The organism is Rugamonas aquatica (genome assembly GCF_009380215.1).
GTDB lineage: Bacteria > Pseudomonadota > Gammaproteobacteria > Burkholderiales > Burkholderiaceae_D > Rugamonas > Rugamonas aquatica_B.
This window is the reverse complement of the sequence record NZ_WHUG01000006.1, coordinates 293,826-311,950: the sequence shown is the minus strand read 5'-3', so window position 1 is coordinate 311,950 and position 18,125 is coordinate 293,826. Positions and strand designations below refer to the sequence as shown.

Annotated in this window: 23 protein-coding genes; 14 read left to right on the top strand and 9 right to left on the bottom strand. The window is 56.7% G+C overall.

Annotated elements, in window-relative coordinates; all coding sequences use genetic code 11:
- Positions 1-7: 7 nt before the first annotated feature.
- From GEV02_RS17645 to GEV02_RS17630, 4 genes are all read right to left on the bottom strand, one after another.
- Positions 8-325: a hypothetical protein gene (locus GEV02_RS17645; protein ID WP_152839208.1), complete on the bottom strand. Its 318-nt coding sequence runs from the start codon at positions 323-325 to the stop codon at positions 8-10.
- 6 nt (positions 326-331) lie between these two features.
- Positions 332-1,018 (bottom strand): PEP-CTERM sorting domain-containing protein, encoded by a 687-nt coding sequence (locus GEV02_RS33320; protein WP_235922816.1) that lies wholly within the window; start codon positions 1,016-1,018, stop codon positions 332-334.
- A 63-nt stretch (positions 1,019-1,081) separates the two neighbouring features.
- The gene (locus tag GEV02_RS17635) at positions 1,082-1,699 is read right to left on the bottom strand and encodes a PEP-CTERM sorting domain-containing protein (RefSeq protein ID WP_152839207.1); all 618 of its coding nucleotides are present in this window, start codon (positions 1,697-1,699) and stop codon (positions 1,082-1,084) included.
- Between the two features lie 106 nt (positions 1,700-1,805).
- Positions 1,806-3,617: a sensor histidine kinase gene (locus tag GEV02_RS17630; protein ID WP_217433142.1), complete on the bottom strand. Its 1,812-nt coding sequence runs from the start codon at positions 3,615-3,617 to the stop codon at positions 1,806-1,808.
- Positions 3,618-3,729: 112 nt separating this feature from the next.
- Here GEV02_RS17630 and GEV02_RS32940 point away from each other — a divergent pair, with 112 nt between their 5' ends.
- From GEV02_RS32940 to GEV02_RS17570, 12 genes are all read left to right on the top strand, one after another.
- On the top strand, positions 3,730-4,329 hold the full coding sequence (locus tag GEV02_RS32940) for a response regulator (RefSeq protein WP_174999153.1): 600 nt from the start codon (positions 3,730-3,732) through the stop codon (positions 4,327-4,329).
- A 308-nt stretch (positions 4,330-4,637) separates the two neighbouring features.
- Positions 4,638-5,084: a hypothetical protein gene (locus GEV02_RS17620; RefSeq protein WP_152839204.1), complete on the top strand. Its 447-nt coding sequence runs from the start codon at positions 4,638-4,640 to the stop codon at positions 5,082-5,084.
- A 125-nt stretch (positions 5,085-5,209) separates the two neighbouring features.
- On the top strand, positions 5,210-5,728 hold the full coding sequence (locus tag GEV02_RS17615) for a DUF2589 domain-containing protein (RefSeq protein ID WP_152839203.1): 519 nt from the start codon (positions 5,210-5,212) through the stop codon (positions 5,726-5,728).
- 22 nt (positions 5,729-5,750) lie between these two features.
- Complete coding sequence (locus GEV02_RS17610; RefSeq protein WP_235922815.1) at positions 5,751-6,017, top strand: hypothetical protein; 267 nt, start codon at positions 5,751-5,753, stop codon at positions 6,015-6,017.
- An 8-nt stretch (positions 6,018-6,025) separates the two neighbouring features.
- Entirely contained in the window at positions 6,026-6,568 is a 543-nt protein-coding gene (locus GEV02_RS17605) for a hypothetical protein (protein WP_152839202.1), read from the top strand.
- Between the two features lie 167 nt (positions 6,569-6,735).
- Positions 6,736-7,329 carry a DUF2589 domain-containing protein gene (locus GEV02_RS17600; protein WP_152839201.1) on the top strand — a complete coding sequence of 198 codons (594 nt, stop codon included), beginning with the start codon at positions 6,736-6,738 and terminating at the stop codon, positions 7,327-7,329.
- 64 nt (positions 7,330-7,393) lie between these two features.
- Positions 7,394-8,044: a glycoside hydrolase family 19 protein gene (locus GEV02_RS17595; RefSeq protein WP_152839200.1), complete on the top strand. Its 651-nt coding sequence runs from the start codon at positions 7,394-7,396 to the stop codon at positions 8,042-8,044.
- 200 nt (positions 8,045-8,244) lie between these two features.
- Complete coding sequence (locus GEV02_RS17590; protein ID WP_174999152.1) at positions 8,245-8,703, top strand: helix-turn-helix domain-containing protein; 459 nt, start codon at positions 8,245-8,247, stop codon at positions 8,701-8,703.
- A gap of 45 nt (positions 8,704-8,748) precedes the next feature.
- Positions 8,749-9,777 (top strand): hypothetical protein, encoded by a 1,029-nt coding sequence (locus tag GEV02_RS17585; protein ID WP_152839198.1) that lies wholly within the window; start codon positions 8,749-8,751, stop codon positions 9,775-9,777.
- On the top strand, positions 9,771-10,568 hold the full coding sequence (locus GEV02_RS17580) for a bestrophin-like domain (protein ID WP_235922814.1): 798 nt from the start codon (positions 9,771-9,773) through the stop codon (positions 10,566-10,568). Before GEV02_RS17585 ends, GEV02_RS17580 begins: the two co-directional genes overlap by 7 nt.
- Positions 10,569-10,671: 103 nt before the next feature.
- Positions 10,672-10,953, top strand: a complete 282-nt coding sequence (locus GEV02_RS17575) for a hypothetical protein (RefSeq protein ID WP_152839197.1) — start codon at positions 10,672-10,674, stop codon at positions 10,951-10,953.
- Positions 10,954-11,117: 164 nt separating this feature from the next.
- Positions 11,118-11,732 carry a YopT-type cysteine protease domain-containing protein gene (locus GEV02_RS17570; protein ID WP_152839196.1) on the top strand — a complete coding sequence of 205 codons (615 nt, stop codon included), beginning with the start codon at positions 11,118-11,120 and terminating at the stop codon, positions 11,730-11,732.
- 71 nt (positions 11,733-11,803) lie between these two features.
- Here GEV02_RS17570 and GEV02_RS17565 read toward each other — a convergent pair whose 3' ends face one another.
- Positions 11,804-12,109, bottom strand: coding sequence for a hypothetical protein (locus tag GEV02_RS17565; protein ID WP_152839195.1), 306 nt, complete (start codon positions 12,107-12,109; stop codon positions 11,804-11,806).
- A gap of 19 nt (positions 12,110-12,128) precedes the next feature.
- Entirely contained in the window at positions 12,129-12,743 is a 615-nt protein-coding gene (locus GEV02_RS17560) for a peptidoglycan-binding domain-containing protein (RefSeq protein ID WP_152839194.1), read from the bottom strand.
- A 238-nt stretch (positions 12,744-12,981) separates the two neighbouring features.
- Between GEV02_RS17560 and GEV02_RS32935 the strand changes: the two genes are divergently transcribed.
- Positions 12,982-13,152 (top strand): hypothetical protein, encoded by a 171-nt coding sequence (locus GEV02_RS32935; RefSeq protein ID WP_174999151.1) that lies wholly within the window; start codon positions 12,982-12,984, stop codon positions 13,150-13,152.
- A 34-nt stretch (positions 13,153-13,186) separates the two neighbouring features.
- Positions 13,187-13,528 carry a helix-turn-helix domain-containing protein gene (locus GEV02_RS17555; RefSeq protein ID WP_152839193.1) on the top strand — a complete coding sequence of 114 codons (342 nt, stop codon included), beginning with the start codon at positions 13,187-13,189 and terminating at the stop codon, positions 13,526-13,528.
- Positions 13,529-13,859: 331 nt separating this feature from the next.
- On the opposite strand, the gene GEV02_RS17550 is transcribed toward GEV02_RS17555, so the two are convergent.
- The 3 genes from GEV02_RS17550 to GEV02_RS17540 all read right to left on the bottom strand — a co-directional run bounded on the left by GEV02_RS17550 (position 13,860) and on the right by GEV02_RS17540 (position 17,913).
- Complete coding sequence (locus GEV02_RS17550) at positions 13,860-15,980, bottom strand: alpha-ketoglutarate-dependent dioxygenase AlkB (RefSeq protein ID WP_174999150.1); 2,121 nt, start codon at positions 15,978-15,980, stop codon at positions 13,860-13,862.
- 107 nt (positions 15,981-16,087) lie between these two features.
- On the bottom strand, positions 16,088-17,191 hold the full coding sequence (locus GEV02_RS17545; RefSeq protein WP_152839191.1) for an AAA family ATPase: 1,104 nt from the start codon (positions 17,189-17,191) through the stop codon (positions 16,088-16,090).
- A 2-nt stretch (positions 17,192-17,193) separates the two neighbouring features.
- Positions 17,194-17,913, bottom strand: coding sequence for a class I SAM-dependent methyltransferase (locus GEV02_RS17540; protein ID WP_152839190.1), 720 nt, complete (start codon positions 17,911-17,913; stop codon positions 17,194-17,196).
- Positions 17,914-18,125: the final 212 nt, after the last annotated feature.

Here is an 18,125-nt window from a genome sequence, read left to right as displayed (position 1 = left end):
ACTCCTCCTAGTCAGCTCTCAAAAATTCAAAGAACTCTCTCTGATTGACTATGTGACGCCTATATCTCTCAATAATATGCACTCCAAATACGATAGCAATAGCCGTACAGGAAAACGCGCGCGCATGTTTAAGCGGAAGTTGAGTGGAAAGAAATCCGAACGCCGCAGAGAAAACGAAACTCAGCAACACGCCAGCACCAAACATCGCGACGTTACGAGAAGACAAACCAATCGCAATGGAATACAGGGCCGCAGTCAAAGTAACGCAGCCGAAGATAGAAAAATCCGCCGCCCCCCCATCAGGAACAGCGGATTTCTTTACCAAGTACGATCAGACCGCCGTGGACGCATGCGCCTTGCGTTTGCGCGCCACGCAGCCTACCAGCGCCAGACCGCCGAGCAGCATGGCGTAGGTTTCAGGTTCCGGCACCGCCAGCACGTCGCCGTTGCGCACGGCCATGGCGCCGATCAGCCCGTTCTGCGGACCCTCGCCATTGATGCCGGCGAAGAAGCTGAAGTTGTAGCCGTAATCCCAGTGCGTCGCATGGGGGCCGTTCAGCCAGACCATCGCCGGAAGGCCATCGGCGCCGCCGAACGGTCCTTGCGGGTGCGTGCCCGTCTGCGGGTTGCCGTCATGATCGACCGCAGGCTGGCTGCCCAGAATGTCATAGTACAAATGGGCCGCGTCGGAACCTATGCCCTTGACGGTGCTGGGGTAAAAGTCGGAATCGTACACGCTGCCCGCGGACGGCAGATGCCATCCGCTCAAGCCGCCCCAGTTCAGGGTGGCCCAGCTGTTGGCCTGGCTATAGGTCATCACATTGGCGCCGGTGGTGGTGCGCAGCCAGGTGATGTCGTAGTCGGCATCGTACAGATAGACGGCATTCGCATCGTTGGCCGAGACCGCATGGAAGAACTGGTCGCGCCCGGCCAGGGGCGTGCCGGCCATGGCTGGCAAGGTGATGGCGGCCAGTAGCAGCGCGGCGGCAATGGTGCTCAGTTTTTTGTTGTGCTTCATTTTAAATTCTCCAGGTTGGAACAGCGGGTTAGGACGCCAGACCGGGCGTACACGGTGATGAATTCATGCGCGCTGGGCGCGTCGGGCAACGATGCCGAGCAAGCCCAGGCCTGCGAACAGCATCGCGTAGGTGGTCGGCTCCGGCACCGCCGACACATTGATGTTGTCCACCTGGACGTAGCTCTGGCTCAGCAGATTGCCGGTGAGGACGACCGACGCCAGATTGGTCCAGTCTTCTAAATCGACATGCGTCAAGCCGCTGCTGTTGTGCCACGTCAGAAAGCCCGACGTCGTCGTGCCATCGGCAAACACGCCCGTGATGCCCATCTTGGCGTTATTGCCGGCGTAGGCGCCCGGCGAAAACTCCAGGCTGTTGAGATTGAACAGCGCCGCGTCCTGGCGGCGGAACGTGATCGCGTTGATGTCCATGCCCGAGACCTTGTCTCGCGGCCCGAACTTGAGCACATTGGTGCCGTTGCTATACGGCTCGACACCGCCGCCGATCAACTCAAGGTCTATCGCGGTGAAGACGAAGCCCTGGGTGGTGAAGATGGTCGGGCGCACGGCGACACCGGTCAGGTCGGCATTGTCGAAGGTGATGGTGTCGGCAAATGCCAGCGGCGCGCTGCAGCCGGCGGCGAAGGCCAGCGCGTACAGCATGGGCTTGATGGAAGATTTCATGACGGTTTCCCCAGTGGTTGAGATGGAATGGCGGTGTTCGCCATCGGCCCAGCTACTGTAGTCACCGCCGGTCAGCGGGGAAATACGGAAATCACCGTATTTTTTGTCAACACATCAACGTTGAGGGGATGAAAACTGCGAAGCAACTGCCGCGTCCCGGCGTGGACGCGATGCGCAGCGCATAGCCGCACTGCTGACAGAGGTTCTTGACGATGAACAGGCCGAGGCCGAAGCCTTCGCTGTGGCCGCCCTGCTCGAACGGCTGCAACAGCCGCTCGCGCGCGGGCGCGGGGATGCCTGGCCCGGTGTCGAACAGCTGGATTTCGACGCCGCCGGGACGGCGCCGCGTGCCGAGCACGATGCGTCCGCTGGGCGTGTGGCGCACGGCGTTGGCCAGCAGGTTGGCAAGGATGCGGTACAACAGCAACGACGAGCCGGTCACGCGCACATCGCTGGCGCGCACCGACAGGCGCAGGCCCTTGACGCTGGCCTCCGCCTGGAAGGCTTGCCCCAGTTGCCCGAACATGGACGTGAGCACGATGGGCTCGGGCAGGCGCTGGTCCTGCCGCGCCTGCTCGATGAGGTCCTTGAGCAGGGATTGCGCATAGGCCAGCGTGGTATCGATATGCTCGGCGATCGGGCCGTGCTGCGGCGCCATCGCGCTGAACGCCAGCCGCAGCGAGGCCAGCGGCTGGGCGATGTCGTGGCTGGCCGACGCCAGGCGCAGCAGGCGCTCGTTGGCTTGCTCCAGGGCCGCCAGCTTGGTTTGTTCCGCCAGCAGCAGTTGCTCGGCCTCGGCCAGGCGCAGCAGGCGGCTCTCGGCCTGGCGCGCATTGAACTTCTGGAATTGGCTGACGACGGCCGCACCGAACAGCAGCGTCTCGCCGAGGCCGCCGAATTTCGGGAAGGACAGCACGGAAAAAAACGGCACCAGCTGCACGCCCAGAACGACGAAGATAAACAGGATCAACGGGATGACCATCAGGATCGATGTGCCCAGCAAATAGAAGCGCGCCGCTTCGATGCGCCGGCGCACGCCGATGAACGCGACCGCGCAGCCCAAGCCCGAGTAGGCCAGCATTTGTATCGTCAGCAGCGTGTCGAGTTCGTAGACCAGGTGCGCGGCGACCGTCAATACGCAAACCGCGAGCAGCGCCCTGTGCCAGCGGAGCAGCTGCGGCATGCGCGTTCGCATCTGCATGAAATCCATGGCGAAGCCGATATGCGCCATCAGCGACAACCCACCCAGCGCGCCCGGCGCCAGCATATTCCAGGCTGGCGCACCGGGCCACAGGAAGGCGAAGTTATATCCCTCGACCTGGCCGACGAACAGTATATTCGTCAGCACGATGGCGCCATACATGCGGTAGCCCAGCGCGCGCTGGCCGCCGAGCCCGAGCACCGCAACCGGCACCATCGCCAGCATGATGCCAACCACCAGGCCGCTGAACAGATGCTCTTCGGTATCGCTGGCGTTGAGCTGGTCGGCATTCCACAGGCGCGCCTGCATCAACATCTTGCCGTGGCTGTGATAATAGACATAGACCGTGGCCGCGCCGGGCGCCAGCGACAACGGCGCCATCAGGCGGCGGTGCTGAACGGGACGGTCGGTGTAGGTGCTGGCGGCGCCGAGGGCCAGCACGCTGCGCACCTGCCCGCCCTGCTGCTGATAGACCTGCACGCGGTAGGCATCCGGAAGGCCGATGTCGAGCAAATACCTGCCGCCGGCGGTGGCTAAATCGATGCGGTACCACTCACCGCCAGTCAGCACCGGCAGGCCGAGGGCGTTCAGGACGCGCGCGGCGGCCGCATCCGGGAGGGCGTGTACGCATCCACGCAAGCTGGTCTGCCCATCCGCCGGCTCGGCGCACACCTGCGCCAGCGTGGGCGCGGCGCAACAGCACAGCAACAATCCCATCCAGAGAACACGAAGGCGCAGCGCCAACAGGCCTGATGTGAAGAGTCTGGAAAACAATGCGCCCCCCGAAGATGTTATCATTATTCTATCACCGTTTCTGATAATCATCTTTATGAACATCCTGCTGGCCGACGATCACACCCTATTCCGGCAAGGGCTGAAGTTGCTGCTGCAAAGCCAGGAAGGGATGCGGGTTGTGGCCGAGGTCGCCAGCCTGGAGCAGGTGCAGCCGGCGCTGCAACAACAGGCGATCGATTTGCTGATACTCGACTACCACATGCCGGGCGGCGAGTCGTCGGCGGTGCTGGGGTATTGCAAGCAGCGCTATCCGGAGTTGAAAGTGATCGCGCTGACCGGCACCCAGTCGGGCATCGTCCTCAAGCAACTGCGGGATGCGCGGGCGGATGCGGTGCTGCTCAAGGATTGCTCCGGCCCCGAGTTATTGCATTGCATCGCGCAAGTGATGGATGGCAGGACCGTGCTCAGCGACGCGGTGCAGCAGCAGATCGCCACCTGCAACGAACAGTTGACGGCGCGCGAGCTACAGACGGTGCAATTGATTTACCAGGGCTACGCCAGCGCCGATGTCGCGACCCAGCTGAACCTGTCGGCCAAGACCGTCGACAAGCACAGGGAAAACGTCATGCGCAAGCTGCAGGTGCATAACGTGGTCCAGTTGATACACAAATTACGCCTGCTTAATTTAATATGATTTATATCGTTTATATAATTCATAAAAATCCCTTCCCAACCTTCCCTCCCCGGCAATACGCCGGATTTTAGAGCGATCAACTGCAATGCGCCGATCATTCCCCCGTCTTTGCCATCAGCGACGGCCCGCCCTGACTCAAGGGAGCGGTGCTGCGCAAGAACCCGGTCAGCCGCCGAGAACTGGAGATGACTTTTCCTGACGGTTTGTGACCGCCACCCGGTCAGGAGCCGAGCGGAGCCTTATAGTCGTTGGGCCCGTTTGCTGGGCATCCCTTGCTTTTTCCTTTCACATTAATGCGGAGCGATCTCATGATGAAAAATCTACTGAAACAAAAAATCCTGCTGGGCCTGGTGGTGACGCTGACGGCTGACCTGGCCATCGCCAGTGATGATGCGTGCAAGTTTTATCCCAAACAAGGCGGGCTAATCGAAGAGTACATCAAGCCGACGCCTGTCGAGGATGCGAACGGCAGGGAGCTGATTGAAAAATTGGCGCCCAACGATATCGTGGCGCTTCGCCTTGCGCCGCTGAGCCAGGACGGGGTCGTCTTCGCGCGCGAAGGCAGCGATACCTGGACCATACGCCGGGCAGCCGAGTCCAGCAAGAAGCCGGCGCTGTATGCGTCCGTTCATGGTCCGTCCAGCGTGGGCCAGAAGTGGCTGCAGGACTATCATCGCGCACTGACCACCACCCTTAGCGAGAGCCTGCGCCGCGGGGTGAAAATCGACATCACCACCCAGGGAAGCTGCAAATAGAAAGCAGGCATACGGGGCCGTGGTGATGGCCTCGTTCCTCTTACCATGTACTTCGTCAGAAACGGTCAGGTGGCATAAAAAAACGCCGCGTAAGCTGAGTCCTCAAACTAACCTCGGAGGGCTACATGGCTATGATGGCGAATCTCGAAAACGTGGTACGGGCGATTGCGGGCTCGATAATGGATGCGCAGAATTTGGTGGAGAAGGCGCAGGTGGCGAACATCAGTTCCTTCTTCGATCGCGAACGCCGTCCCATGGTCATCGACCTGGAACTGCCGTCCATCCACAGCAGCGCCGCCGACAATGAATTTTATCTGTACCGGCTGCCGCTGATTTCGCTGGTGCCGCACAGCGCGCTGATCATCGGCGAGGCCGAGATCGAGATGGACGTCGAACTTGGCGCGCTGTCCGAACCAGAGCCTGCCACCGGCCATCCTGACGCGCTGCAACCGGAAGGCTTCGACCAGCAAGCCAGCAGGCCCAGCCTGATGGTCAATCCCGAAACGGGCGGGCTGGCCAGGAAGAGCGGCAATGCCGCGCACATCAAACTCAAACTGGTAGCCGCCGAGAAATCGGAAGGACTGGCACGACTGATCAACGATGTCGTCAAGGGCCAGGGCTACACGCCCGTGGCGGCCTTGTGATGCGCCGCGCGAGGAGCCAGCCGTGAGCACCGAACGATTCAACCTCAGCGAAGTCCGCTTCATCAAGCGCGTCGTGGTGGGCAACGACAATCCGAAAAATATGCGGACCGAGGCTGAAGTGGAGGAAGCCATGGCTCTGGTCAACCGCTGTCTGCAAGGCACGCCGCGCGGTCACATCGTCGGCATCGAGAAGAATTTCGGCCTCTACACCATCGGCGAACACCAGGTGGTGCTGCAGTACGCGGTCTACAACATCGGTTTCAACCGCAAGCCCATGTTCTTCGACTGAGCGCCATCGTGACCCCGACCGACATTTCACTGGACGCGCTGTGCGCCGCCCTGCAAGCCTCGTTTGCCCGCGCCAATCGCCTGCTAGCCGACATCCCCCTGCCAGGCGACGCGATGGCAGGCGGGCCGGACTGGAGCGACAACGGCGACGGCCCCACGCCCTGGCAGCAGTTTTACTCACGACAGCGGCTGAAGCTGGAATCGGCCGAGTTGATGCTCGCCTTCCATGTCAGGCGCAAGGCCGTTGCCAGGTCAGCCATGTTGAGCACGCGCCCGCCGGCGTGGTGGCAACGCCTGGGCCGGGCGCACATGGTGCTGGAAGTCCATCTCGCCGTTGCCGATGGCGTCTGCACGCTGCGCTTCCAACCCGCCGCCGGGCAGACGCCAGTCGCAACACGATCCGGCGCCGCACTGCGCTTGAAACTCAACCCGCAACAGCAGGCGCAACTGGCGGAGCTGCGCCTGGAACCGCTGGCGAAGCGGCGCAGCAGCCATTGGCTTGCGGGCCTGCTGCGCTGGCTGCGGCGAGTGACAGGAAACGCCACGAAGTAGCGCGCTACGGCTCTTAAGCTGTATTCCGGGGATGCCAAGTCCCCACCCGGTTTTCCTCATTCCGCATCAAACAGAATTCGCTGCCACGCAGCGATGCCCCGCCACGCCTGCATGGTGCAAGCGCGGCAATTTCCCGACCCTCAGGGGTCACTTAACTGAAGGAGTACATGATGACTGAACTTGTCAATATCGCCTCACAATTCCGCGGTCTGCCGATGGCCGACCTGATCGGAGCCCCGCTGACCGCCGCATGCGACGCCCAGGTGCGCCTGGCCAACGCCACTGCCGACTTCATCAAATATATCGGCTTCGAGGCGCCGGCCAACCCCAACGATGCGCCGACCGTGACGCGCACCGCCACGTTCCAGTTCAAGCGCAAAAAGCAGGATCCGGCCGATCCGAGCAAGCAGGTCGACGAAGACGTCACGCTGGACGTGCCGCTGCTGGCGATCGTGAAGGTGCCGAGCCTGGCGATCACCAAGGTCGACATCACCTTCGACATGGAAGTGAAGTCCTCCTTCGTCGCCAAGGAAGGTTCGAGCTCCTCCGCCTCGTTCAGCGCGGACATGAAGGTCGGCTGGGGCCCCGTCAGCGCCACTGTCCACATGGAAGGCTCGGTGGCTTCGCATAAGGAAAACACGCGCTCCTCGGACAATTCGGCCAAGTACCACGTGCAAGTGCTGGCTGAAGACTCCGGCATGCCCGAAGGCCTGTCGCGCGTGATCGACATTCTGCAAACCGCGATCCAGGACAAAGCGTAAGTCCCCACGGCCATGCCGGAGCTAGCGCCGGCATGGCATTTTCTTCGCCACTTCAGGAGCAAGCATGTCACACCTTACCAAAGACCAATTAGCCGCGATGCTGGAACAGAAAAACCGTCAAGATCTGGCCGCGTTGTGGATCGAGCCTGTGCGCCAGGCGATGGATGAATGGGAGATCAATACCGACGCGCGCGTGGCCGCCTTCCTGGCGCAAGTCATCCATGAATCGGCATCGTTCAACCAGCTCGCCGAGAACCTGAACTATACGGCCATCCGCCTGTGCAAGGTCTGGCCGAAGCGCTTTGAGACCATCGAAGCGGCGCAGCCGTTTGCCAACAATCCCGAACGCCTGGCCAACCTGGTCTATGCCAGCCGCATGGGCAATGGCGACGAGCGCAGCGGCGACGGCTATCGCTACCGTGGCCGCGGCCTGATCCAGCTGACCGGGCGCGAAAACTATACCCGCTGCGGCCTCGCCATCCGGCAGGACTTGCTCGCCACGCCCGATTTGCTGCTGCAGCCGGCGGCAGCCTCCCGGTCGGCCGCCTGGTTCTGGAAGTCGCATGGCTTGAATGAGCTGGCCGATCCCCGACCGGACGGCGATGCTGTCACCGACTTTGGCCGCATCACCAAAATCATCAATGGCGGCGATCACGGCCTGCAGGCACGCATCGTTTTGTGGCAGCGCCTGCAGGAAATATTGGCTGACGTTTGACGGTCAGCGAAGTATGCCGCGCGGCACTAAATAGTGATTTTTAGTAGATGTCAAAATGATAGTGTTGATTGTCAGATACTGTCAGATTGCAAACGATCCATGATCCTAAGATTGTAACAAATCGACAATCTAGGGTCTGGAACCATATGATTAATTTAGTACTATTTAGAGTCAACCTGGTTGATCACGAGCTCACAAAGTTGTTCAGCAACGCCGGATACCACGTCACGGAAGTCAGTAGCGCGGCGAGTTGTTCCCAGTATTTGCTGGACGACGATGGCGCGGTGCAAGAGCCGGCGGAGCTGCAAAAACTTCAACGATTGCTGGCGGACCTGGAGCGGCCAGTAGAGACCGGGTGGTGCCTGAGCATGCGCAGCCAGTCATTGCAGGCGCCGAACGGCGTCAACGTCGCCCTCACCAGCCTGGAATTTACCTTCATCAAGCTGTTCGCGCTGCATGAAGTTGGCGAGCCTGTTTCGCGCAAACGCATCGTCCAGGAATTCGGCGAGAACTATCTCAACTATGACCAGAATCGGCTTGACACGCTGGTCACCCGCTTGCGCAAGAAAGTCGAACACGAGGCACAGCAAGTGCTGCCTTTGCACACGGTGCGAGTGCGCGGATTTTCTTTCAACGACGTACTGGTTATCGATCGCTAGGCAGGCCGCCATCCCTTTTTAATCATTTAACTGAAGGTCGATCATATGAACACTGACACTTTCCAGCTCAGCGAAGACGCGCCGGGCCGGCTGCATACCCAAGACTTGATCTGCCAGATCCAGCTGGAATGCCAGGCGATGGCCAGCCACATTTTGCACCAGGGATTGGCGATAGCGCCGGAGCTCGTTGCGAGGCTGGCGACCTTGCTCGCAGCAACCACAACATCCCCGGATCAGGATGAGACGACGGATCTGGCCGCGATCTTCGCGCTGGCCGAAATCCACGGCAAGCTGACTACCGCCGTGGCGCCGGCCACGCCACAAGGCATCATGCTGCTGGACCCGCAGCGGCTTGCGGGTCAGCGCTTTGCCTGGCTGGGCCCGGTGCCGCTGATACGCATGCTGACCGTCACCGCCATGGTCTTTTTGATGGCCGTGATGTTGACCGGATTATCCAGCGAGGTGTCGAGCAAAAACATTACGCTCGGCCTGCTGGAGTCAGCCGGCGATATCCTGCTGTTGAACCTGTTGTTCCTATTATTTTGCGCCGGCCTGGGAGCGTCATTTGCGGCGCTGTTCCAGGCCCACCGCTATATCGCGAACTCCAGCTACGATCCGAAATATGACGCCTCCTACTACGCCCGCCTGATCCTGGGCGTGATCGCCGGCCTGATCCTGTCCGAGATGTTGCCGGCCCAATTATTCGAGGGGAATTCCCTCGGCAATTTCGGGAAGCCCGCGCTTGCCATCCTGGGCGGCTTTTCCTCGACGGCGGTCTATCACATCCTGCATCGCCTGATCGAAACACTCGACGCCTTGGTCCGTGGCGATCCGTCGGCGCAGTACCGGTCCTCACTGGACACGTACAAGGCCCAGATGCTTGCGGACCGCGCCAATGCGAAGAATGAACTGGCCGCCCAACTGCTCGCACTGCAGCAGACCTGCCACACCGAATCCGGTCCTGAATTGCTACGCCAGCGGCTGGCCGAATTGACCTTGTCGATGCTGCCGCCGATTTACACCGCGGCGGCCCAGTCATCCACGCCAGCCACCTCCGGGAGTAAATCATGCTGAACTTTTTATACCATATACCCGGTATTTACATGGCGCTCATTATTGTTGGCGCGACTGTATTCAGCGTCTTCTTCGGCTATGCCATCGTCAAGTATTTTCACTGGCTAGAGGTCGACGCGGAACAGCGCGCCCTGGCGCTGATGATGGTCTCCATCGTCACCACCATTAACTCCCTGCTGGTTGCCTTTGCGGCGATCAGCGTATGGGGAAACTACAACGACGCTGATCGCACGGTCTCCTCCGAAGCCATCAGCGCTAGCGAGCTGGCGCGGGATCTATCGGTCTTTGGCAGCCGGGACGCCGACGCGGCCGACCTCGATTTACGAACTTACCTGGTGCGCGTCGTTGAAGCCGAATGGCCAAGCATGCAGCAACACCAGCGTGCGGATCCGGGCACGGAGATCTGCTTCAACAAGGTTTTTGAATCGGTCAGCCTCCTTAGTCCCACGACGCCACGGCAAACCGTCCTGCTGTCTGAAGTTTTGGCCAGGATGAATGAAATGGTCAAGTTCCGCCAGCAGCGCCTGCAGGGACTGGTTGTCTGCATGCCCCTGACATTGTGGACTGTCATTCTCATAGTCAGCGCCATGTCGTTTGTATTGCTGTACGTGCTGCCGCCGAGACCTTTTTATATCTGCCTCATAGGCTGCTGGGCCTGCACCTTGGGTTTGGCATTCTTCTTCATCGTCGCCGTGGACCATCCGTTTGCGGGGGACTTCAGCGTGAGTCCTTCCGCGCTACAAGAGGCCATAGAGAATCTGACTCAAAGCCGTGTCTGGCCTCCGCCGTAATGCGAACGAGATATGTGATGTTGGCCCCTGCACTACGTCTGGTTCCTGCAATGTCGCGGCGGTACCGGACTTTCCAATTCGCGACGATAGAAAGGTAATAATTATGAGCATCAAAATACAATCGGCACGTTACGGCTTGCCCAATCAGTACAACGATGTCACCGCGCACGTTCAGCTCATGGTGCAGGATTCGAACCGCACCATCGCCATCAACAACGACTCGCTGGGTGGCGACCCGGCTTACGGTCATGGAAAGAAATTGACCGTGGCGTATTTCGGCCACGACGGGCGCCCACATATGGTTGAGGGAGACGAGGGAAGCACCATCCTGCTGACCGACGAGCCCCACGGGCTGCCTGGCGCGCCACCATGGTTGATTGGTTAATCAATCCGGGATAACGCGCTTCTGAAGTAAATAAGAAGCGCGTTAGCAGTCGCTCGGGCTCAGGTTTATTGGCTGTCAGATTTGGTCATCAATAACAATTTCCTGCCTGTGACAATGAAGTCGTGCCGCTATTGGCACTCACTCAAATCGCAAAGGAAAATGTCATGAATCTTTTTCAGGAAATCTCCAAGGAATTCGGCAAGAGCTATGTGTCCAGCTTCATCCCCTGGGACCAATCGGCGGATGGCCTGATTGGCGTCACGCCAAAAACCAGGGCGGGCGCCTGTGCCGGCTATTGCCTGTATTGGCTGAAGTCTCTCAACCAGGGGAAAACAACCTTCCCTCCGAGCTTTAAAGACAAGCTGGCGGCCATCAATGCCCAGAACGCCTTCTATGAAACGGGGTGGAAGGAAGTGTTTGCGCAAAAAGGCGTCGGCATCACGTCGCAAAAGGTGAACTGGCTGAAGACCACCGCGCTGAAGTTCGAATCCAAGAACACGTCCAAGGCAGTGACCGATGCAATCGGCACCATCAATACGTCGCTGGCGCTGCATCTGGTTCTGAGCAACGGCTCCAGCCATTTGGTGGCCCTGGTTGCATCGGACAAGAATGTCACGATGTTCGACCCCAACTATGGCCAGATCGTGTTCAACCGCAGCTTCACCAACCAGTTCATGGAGAACTACCTGACGGGCTTCCATCATGAATTCGGCAATGGGCTCTCGAAGGTGGAAACCTTCCAGACCAGCGGCGACTTTAACCTGGCGCCTATTTTCTGATGTAAAGAGCGGGGCCGGCGCTGCTGCCCGTCCCCGCTGAGCGGCTCACTTAAGCGAGTGGAGATGAGCCGTTATCTAAAGCTGGTCACTGAGTCATAAGCATGTTTTCGAATGATCTCAGTCAGCTTGGCATCGCCCTTGTATTTGGCTTTCAAGAGCTTTAGCTGCTTCTGCGCAGGCTGACAATATTTAACGACGTCTTCCTCGATCTCCCGCTGGCGTTGTTCGCTCAAGCTCCCGTCAAATTCACCCGCTGCGTGATCGCATGCGTCAGCGTTGACTATGAAACTCTGGATGTCCTTGGGAACGGATGTCCTCGCGCTGGCCAGGTTAGGCGCCAGCAAACAGACGATCAGCAAAACAAGTCTCGATACCATCACGTACTCCTCTCAGATGCTAATGTCCATTGTTGGACCAGTGCGGAACGTCCTTGCTTCCACCGTAGTATTTCTTAACGCAGTAACTAGCGCCAATCGCAATCAGCTGCCGGTTCATGCCCGTGCGTGGTGTGGTGTCGATCTTGACCAGCCTGCCTTTCGCATCTTTCACCACAACAGTACCCTGCCATGAAATGGCCATATCGATGGCAAGGCCCAGGTTGTGCTGGGATTTCAAGGCAGGTCTGGTCCGCAGTCTTTTAATGGAAAGCGCAGCCACCAAATCTGCTGCGGCTTTGATGGACTCGGCTTTGGTTGGATGTTCCCATTCGATATCGACGCCTGCCATTGCAGGGATTTTGGCAAGGTCCGTTCCGTCATTCACGATTCGCCAAGACCAGTGCATCAGATACAAGCGCTTGGTTGGGCGATACGTCGCGTCAACGACAACGTCAATGCCTGCCTCAGTCATCGCGTAGATAAAGTCGTCTACAGCATGGCGGAAGGTACCACTGAGATCGCGGGTTGAATTACTCCCTGCGAAACGCTTTGCCCAATGAGCCCCGCTTAACTCCTTGTTACTTTGAATGGGGAGTGCCTTATTGGGCTTGAGTATGGATTGAACGGCAGCCATAGAAGAACCTCCTTGTCTTGATACGGTTGACTTCGACAGTAAGGTTCAAAGGCTATGTCCGAACAAGGAATCAATCCTTGATTTAGAACTAGTAGATAGCGAACTTTGTGCTTCGGCGATGCCGGGCCTCCGATAGCATAAGCAGAAATCTTCAGCCACTCGAAATTATTTATATAGTTATAATCAATCATGCCAGCGACATTGCCTTTGCTCTGGGTGGGGAGCCGCGAAGAAAGACATGACTGCAATGCCGGACGAAGTCCAAGACATTTGTGGTTATGCTTCACATCTTCCACAGTCCAGCTACAAGCACAGCCAGGCAAAGCCGCTGAAGGGCTTGGGTGCTGGCGTTCTGGAAGTGTTGGAGCTCCATCATGGCGACACCTATCGTGCGGTGTACACTGCCTGAAGGCCGTGAGAGCAACGAAAAATGATCTCTCAATATGAGTACGACCGAAATCATCGACAAAATTGCTGTCGAAGCAGGCAGTAGCAATCCCTACGCCGACCTTGGCCGCTCGGATGCAGGCGAAATGCTTGTCAAGGCGGAGTTAGCACAGAAGATCGCGCTGATCCTCAAGAGCCGGCGCTTGACGCAGCAACGCGCGGCCGACCTGCTCGGCATATCGCAGCCTAAACTCTCAGATCTACTACGAGGCAAGTTCCGTGGCATCAGTCAGGCCAAGATGATCGAGTACCTGAACCGACTCGGCTACGATGTCGATATCGTGGTGAGAAAGAATGATCGAAGCACGCCAGGAGAGACCCAAGTCCTAATAGCGTGACGTTGATCCCACTGGAATACATAGAGATAACAAAAAAAACCCGCTCCTATGCGGAGAGCGGGTTTTTAGACTTCTTGAAGCATTTTACTGCTGTGTTCTGGTGCGCTTGCCGGAATCGAATTTCGCATACGGCCTTTAGGTTCAATGCGTATTACATGAGTGCATTAAAAAGTACCGACAAAAGCACCGACAAAATGCAAATTGGAAAGAGTAGGATTCCACAAAATTCCTTCTATGCATCCACCGTAAAAACGCCGGGCAAGTTCGACTCTTTTGTCGCTGGCCACGGATCTATTAATGGAACTTCGCGCACTATTCGTTCCCAAATATTTTATCGCTGACTCGCTACTTTTCGAAACGTTATAGATACTCTGCGATTCCGTTGACGTCCATCGTCAGTTTTCTTCTTAGCGATTTCGTGACTCCAAAGACTGCGAGACTCCCCATCTAGAACTACCGCGCTTCGCCGAGGAAGCATCACGCGATATTTTTCCTGCTGCCCCGACTGCTCCTCGCGGCTAAATACCATCTCCCAGGTTTCCCCCAAGCTGATCGTCACCACTGGACCTCTGAAACATGAAGGGCAGTCGATGTGCTTCGATATCCCCTGCATGCCAACGTACTCGTTCACGATGACTTGGTCAGGCATTTCTGGAACATATCCGGCCATTAACAAGCGTTCTGCCAATTCACTCGCCCAATCCGGGAGAGGGCCGAGGTACGACGCGGGATCAACTTTTTTTGCTTTGTAATCGTAACGCCAACCATGATGCTGGACTCTCCTGGCCATAGTGGTATTCCAAGGAAGGTCATCTATAGCGTCCAGCAAATAACGCTCTGATTCGTCCGTGATAAAGTTTTCTACGATGCTCAGGCCGAGCGGAGGCGTTGAAGAATTTTCAGTCTTCTTAGAAATCGACGCCGATTTAATCTTGGTAGAAGGCACTTTGCCAACATTTGCACCACTAGGTGCCGGGCTAGGCTGACCTCGCGTCGGTACCCGCGCAGGTGGACGCGGCAAGCGGAATGGCATAGATGCAGTGGTTAGCCAAGAGCGGAATCCATCAATGTCGAGCTTTTCCGAAATAAACGCTCCGTCGCCGATAGGAATCTCCAGTTGCTTTGAAACGGTAAGAGTAGAGTTTTTGCTGTCAAATTTGATTTTGCCGGACGTGCGTAATTTGAAATCGCCTGCATTCAGAGTAAGTGTCTGTCTGACGTTTAGTGGGCAGTAATCACGGGCAAGCCCAGCCGCTTGAGAAAGTACATCATCAGCATTGAAATCAGCGTCGTACCACTGACCACGGGCACTAATCCTTGGCTCGGCCAATACATTGGTACCGGCGTAGATCAGTACCGAATCTGACGTGGCGTGCCACCTCATCTCACTATCGCACATGGATTCCCACGGCGAGAATGATGATGCGCACTTCAACTTCCAGGTACGCAAAGAGACTTCCCTTCGGGAGAGTTCGGATCCCCTGAGTTCTAAGGGCAAGCCACGATACCCGCTCAGGTAACCTGCCACGATAGCTCCGGTCCACCACGCTCCCGGAGGAATCGCTCGCCAGTCCTCTTTCCAACTAACGAAGCGCGCCGGCGACGGCCGAAGTAGTAAGAGTTGGAACGTCAACGCCACGAGATTGTCGGAGATGCCCAAATCCTCAATAGTTCCCCGATCGCGAAGCAAGAGCATTGTCGAATCGACGAGTCGATCTAGTAGATCATCTGATTCGCCCAGCGCGCGCGCGCGCGCGCAAACTTCGTCGAGAATTACCTCAGGTACCCAGTTGTTTAGCATTTCAGGGCGTGAAAACTCCCCGCACATAGCGCACCACAGAGGGGAAGACAAATCGGACGTGGACTCTTCGCGGCTCCACAGCGGCAAGCCTAACCAAGGAGCCTGCGCCGCCAGAACCTCTGGACTGGCTGTTGCTCTGGACAGAGAATCGCAAAGAATTTGCAACCAAGGACCAATGGTCGGGACAGTGACCATTGCCATGGAAGCTGCACCACGAAGCTTATTCCAGTCCCCAGGTGCCGCGACTGCCTGCTGTGGATATGTAATTTCCGGAGGTGCAGTACCCCTCTTCGTTTCGCCAATCTCAACTGGCTGCGCCGGCAGTTCCATATCCGCAAAGTTGCGTACCATGCTCAAAAGATGCGCTCGCGTTTGCGCCGATTCCACTGTGAATTTATTCACCGCAAATAACGGCAACGGCCCCGGCCACAAGACTGCGATACCGGAATCTTGTACTTCGTCGAGCTTTCGTGCATGCCACGTGTCAGCGCCCCAAAGCATCACCTCGAGTGCCGGCAACTTTTCCAGATCGAACCATACCGTTACTGTTGTGAGATCTGGGTCAGAAGGCTCCCAGCTCGTGCCGTCGATGCCTCCATAGATCCACCCAGCCTCATCCGGCATAAGCCACTCTTCCGACAAGAAGCGCATCCACCTCCGATGATCTAGTGCTACTACAAGTCGCACTTTCGCCGGGGACTGTACGCCGGATTGCATTTGTGCGCTAAGCAGATCAAGTTGATTTGGGTGGGACACGTTCATCGTTCAAGAATTGGTGGTGAGGGTAAGGATTCTAATTGCACTTTGCTCAATTTAGTTGGACCATTTACCAGGAATAGCATCTCCCTGGCGCGAGCGCATAGCATGTACAACCTGCGCTGTTGCAGTGGATCTACAATTGGAAGCGATCGGCTAAGATCTTGCAAGTAGAGAGCGTCAAATTCTAGGCCAATTGCGGACTCTCCGGAAATAATCGTTACCCCAGGCACCCGCATCTCTATAGCCAACTCTTCACCTTTCCGAGTTTTGTTAGTGTACGCATCCACACGCGTTTCAGGTAGCCTTGCCTTCAGAAGGGTTTGCATGGCATTGACCTCGCTCACAAAATGGACGATCACGCCAATTGCCTCTCTTCGGTTCTTAAACCGGGCCGCAACCAAGTCTGCGAACTCCTCCCATGTGTCGACTTCTAAAAGCGACGGAGGCGCTCCGAGCCCGCGCTTAGGACTTGCTTGTGGGATTTTCCTGTCCGAGTGGAAACATCCGACCAACGTCGCGATATTTTTGGTATTTCGATGATTAACTAAAAGGGGAAAAACCTTGCGAAATCCAACATGTTGCAACTCGCGAATTGAAATGCCGTCGTTTTCTGTTGTTTGATGCTCATCTGCGAATACCGAAAGGTGTTTAGCGCCATACCTTTTCGCCCAATGAAAGAATTGAATTGGAAGATTCTGCCCCTCGTCAATTATCAAATTATCTAAGATTGGTTCAATCTCCGCTTTTTCATAATCAGAAAAAATCTGCTCCCAGTCATACTTAAATCGTGCAACTGATGGAATCATTCCCCCAATGCGGCGACTGTAATCTCTGGCAACGAAACTGTGCATAGTAGCGGTTTCAATTCCAGCATTATTATTCTCGCGAGCTAATTGGCCTGCAACAGCAGATAGGAGTCTGTTTTTAGTTATCAGCGCAACGTTTAAATTTAAATCAGGGGAGACCATGACACGCGCGCGCCATATCGCCATCGAAGTTTTTCCAGAACCAGGCGGCCCAACCACAAGCATTGACTGCGCAGGCGTATATTCATAGACCTTGAGTTGCTCTTCGACCAAGTCATCAAAAATGGGGAGCTGCATCGTTAGAATTCAGCAATCGATAAAGTAATTGGTTGGCGCACGAAAAGTGCGTAGTGGATAGGTCTTGGCTTCTCTGTATCCTCAAATTGTTCAATTGCCTCAATATGCATTGCGAAGCCAGTTTTCTCCATTGCAGCTTTAAATGGGGCGAAATTGCGTCGCGCGGTAGGGCCAGCAGCATTTGTATAAAGCACGATTACCCGCCCCAGTGCTGCTCGGTCGCAGGCACGCACCATCTCCGCGACTAAGTCCTCAACATTTATGGTGCTACTGGCAAGTAGGAAAGATAGGACAAAAATGGTGGCTTCAGCAGCGCGTCGAAGACCGAAATCAACGTTATCTAAGTGGGTATGAAAGCTGACCACTGTTTCAGGATGCATCACTCCTCGCACGAACAATTCGTCAGCGAGTTCACGCCCAAACGCAAGCATAGAATGTGCTCTGTCGATCCCGAAATATCGGTACGGAAAGTGAACACCTACTTGGTTTGCCAAGGCGAGACCACCAGTAAACGGACCACAACCGATGTCGATCACTGTTGCATTTTGCACCGCACCGACATCCGCCAGAAGCTTTCCAAAAGCATGGATCAATTCGTCAACATGGGTTTTCTGGTTGGCATAGGCATAGAGCCGCGCCCTATCGCGAGGAGTCAGATCTTCGATTGGCTCATCAAAGTCTGCCTGTCCGCCATCGATGGCATGATTAAAGATCCAACCCATCTGCCTACCAAGTAGGTTTCCTCCCGCCGTACGAGGGTCACTCTGAAGTGGCTTCACGATGAGGTCGGTTCTCAACTGCACTAGCCATGGCTGTCTATTCATCACAGTGAATTTCCAATGGTCAACAAGCGGTGCAATCGATTATACTCTTCTAAGCAACTTTACCTAGCAACTATCAGCAACTATTGACACCGTCTATTACTTGCCTGGCT

Coding starts and splice junctions, on each gene's coding strand:
- GEV02_RS17540 (WP_152839190.1), bottom strand. CDS start 17,913: ATGGGTTGGATCTTTAATCATGCCATCGATGGCGGACAGGCAGACTTT.
- GEV02_RS17570 (WP_152839196.1), top strand. CDS start 11,118: ATGAATCTTTTTCAGGAAATCTCCAAGGAATTCGGCAAGAGCTATGTG.
- GEV02_RS32935 (WP_174999151.1), top strand. CDS start 12,982: ATGACTGCAATGCCGGACGAAGTCCAAGACATTTGTGGTTATGCTTCA.
- GEV02_RS17620 (WP_152839204.1), top strand. CDS start 4,638: ATGATGAAAAATCTACTGAAACAAAAAATCCTGCTGGGCCTGGTGGTG.
- GEV02_RS17555 (WP_152839193.1), top strand. CDS start 13,187: ATGAGTACGACCGAAATCATCGACAAAATTGCTGTCGAAGCAGGCAGT.
- GEV02_RS17560 (WP_152839194.1), bottom strand. CDS start 12,743: ATGGCTGCCGTTCAATCCATACTCAAGCCCAATAAGGCACTCCCCATT.
- GEV02_RS17595 (WP_152839200.1), top strand. CDS start 7,394: ATGTCACACCTTACCAAAGACCAATTAGCCGCGATGCTGGAACAGAAA.
- GEV02_RS17585 (WP_152839198.1), top strand. CDS start 8,749: ATGAACACTGACACTTTCCAGCTCAGCGAAGACGCGCCGGGCCGGCTG.
- GEV02_RS33320 (WP_235922816.1), bottom strand. CDS start 1,018: ATGAAGCACAACAAAAAACTGAGCACCATTGCCGCCGCGCTGCTACTG.
- GEV02_RS17545 (WP_152839191.1), bottom strand. CDS start 17,191: ATGCAGCTCCCCATTTTTGATGACTTGGTCGAAGAGCAACTCAAGGTC.
- GEV02_RS17550 (WP_174999150.1), bottom strand. CDS start 15,980: ATGCGCTTCTTGTCGGAAGAGTGGCTTATGCCGGATGAGGCTGGGTGG.
- GEV02_RS17630 (WP_217433142.1), bottom strand. CDS start 3,617: ATGGGATTGTTGCTGTGCTGTTGCGCCGCGCCCACGCTGGCGCAGGTG.
- GEV02_RS17565 (WP_152839195.1), bottom strand. CDS start 12,109: ATGGTATCGAGACTTGTTTTGCTGATCGTCTGTTTGCTGGCGCCTAAC.
- GEV02_RS17575 (WP_152839197.1), top strand. CDS start 10,672: ATGAGCATCAAAATACAATCGGCACGTTACGGCTTGCCCAATCAGTAC.
- GEV02_RS17600 (WP_152839201.1), top strand. CDS start 6,736: ATGATGACTGAACTTGTCAATATCGCCTCACAATTCCGCGGTCTGCCG.
- GEV02_RS17615 (WP_152839203.1), top strand. CDS start 5,210: ATGGCTATGATGGCGAATCTCGAAAACGTGGTACGGGCGATTGCGGGC.
- GEV02_RS17635 (WP_152839207.1), bottom strand. CDS start 1,699: ATGAAATCTTCCATCAAGCCCATGCTGTACGCGCTGGCCTTCGCCGCC.
- GEV02_RS17580 (WP_235922814.1), top strand. CDS start 9,771: ATGCTGAACTTTTTATACCATATACCCGGTATTTACATGGCGCTCATT.
- GEV02_RS32940 (WP_174999153.1), top strand. CDS start 3,730: ATGAACATCCTGCTGGCCGACGATCACACCCTATTCCGGCAAGGGCTG.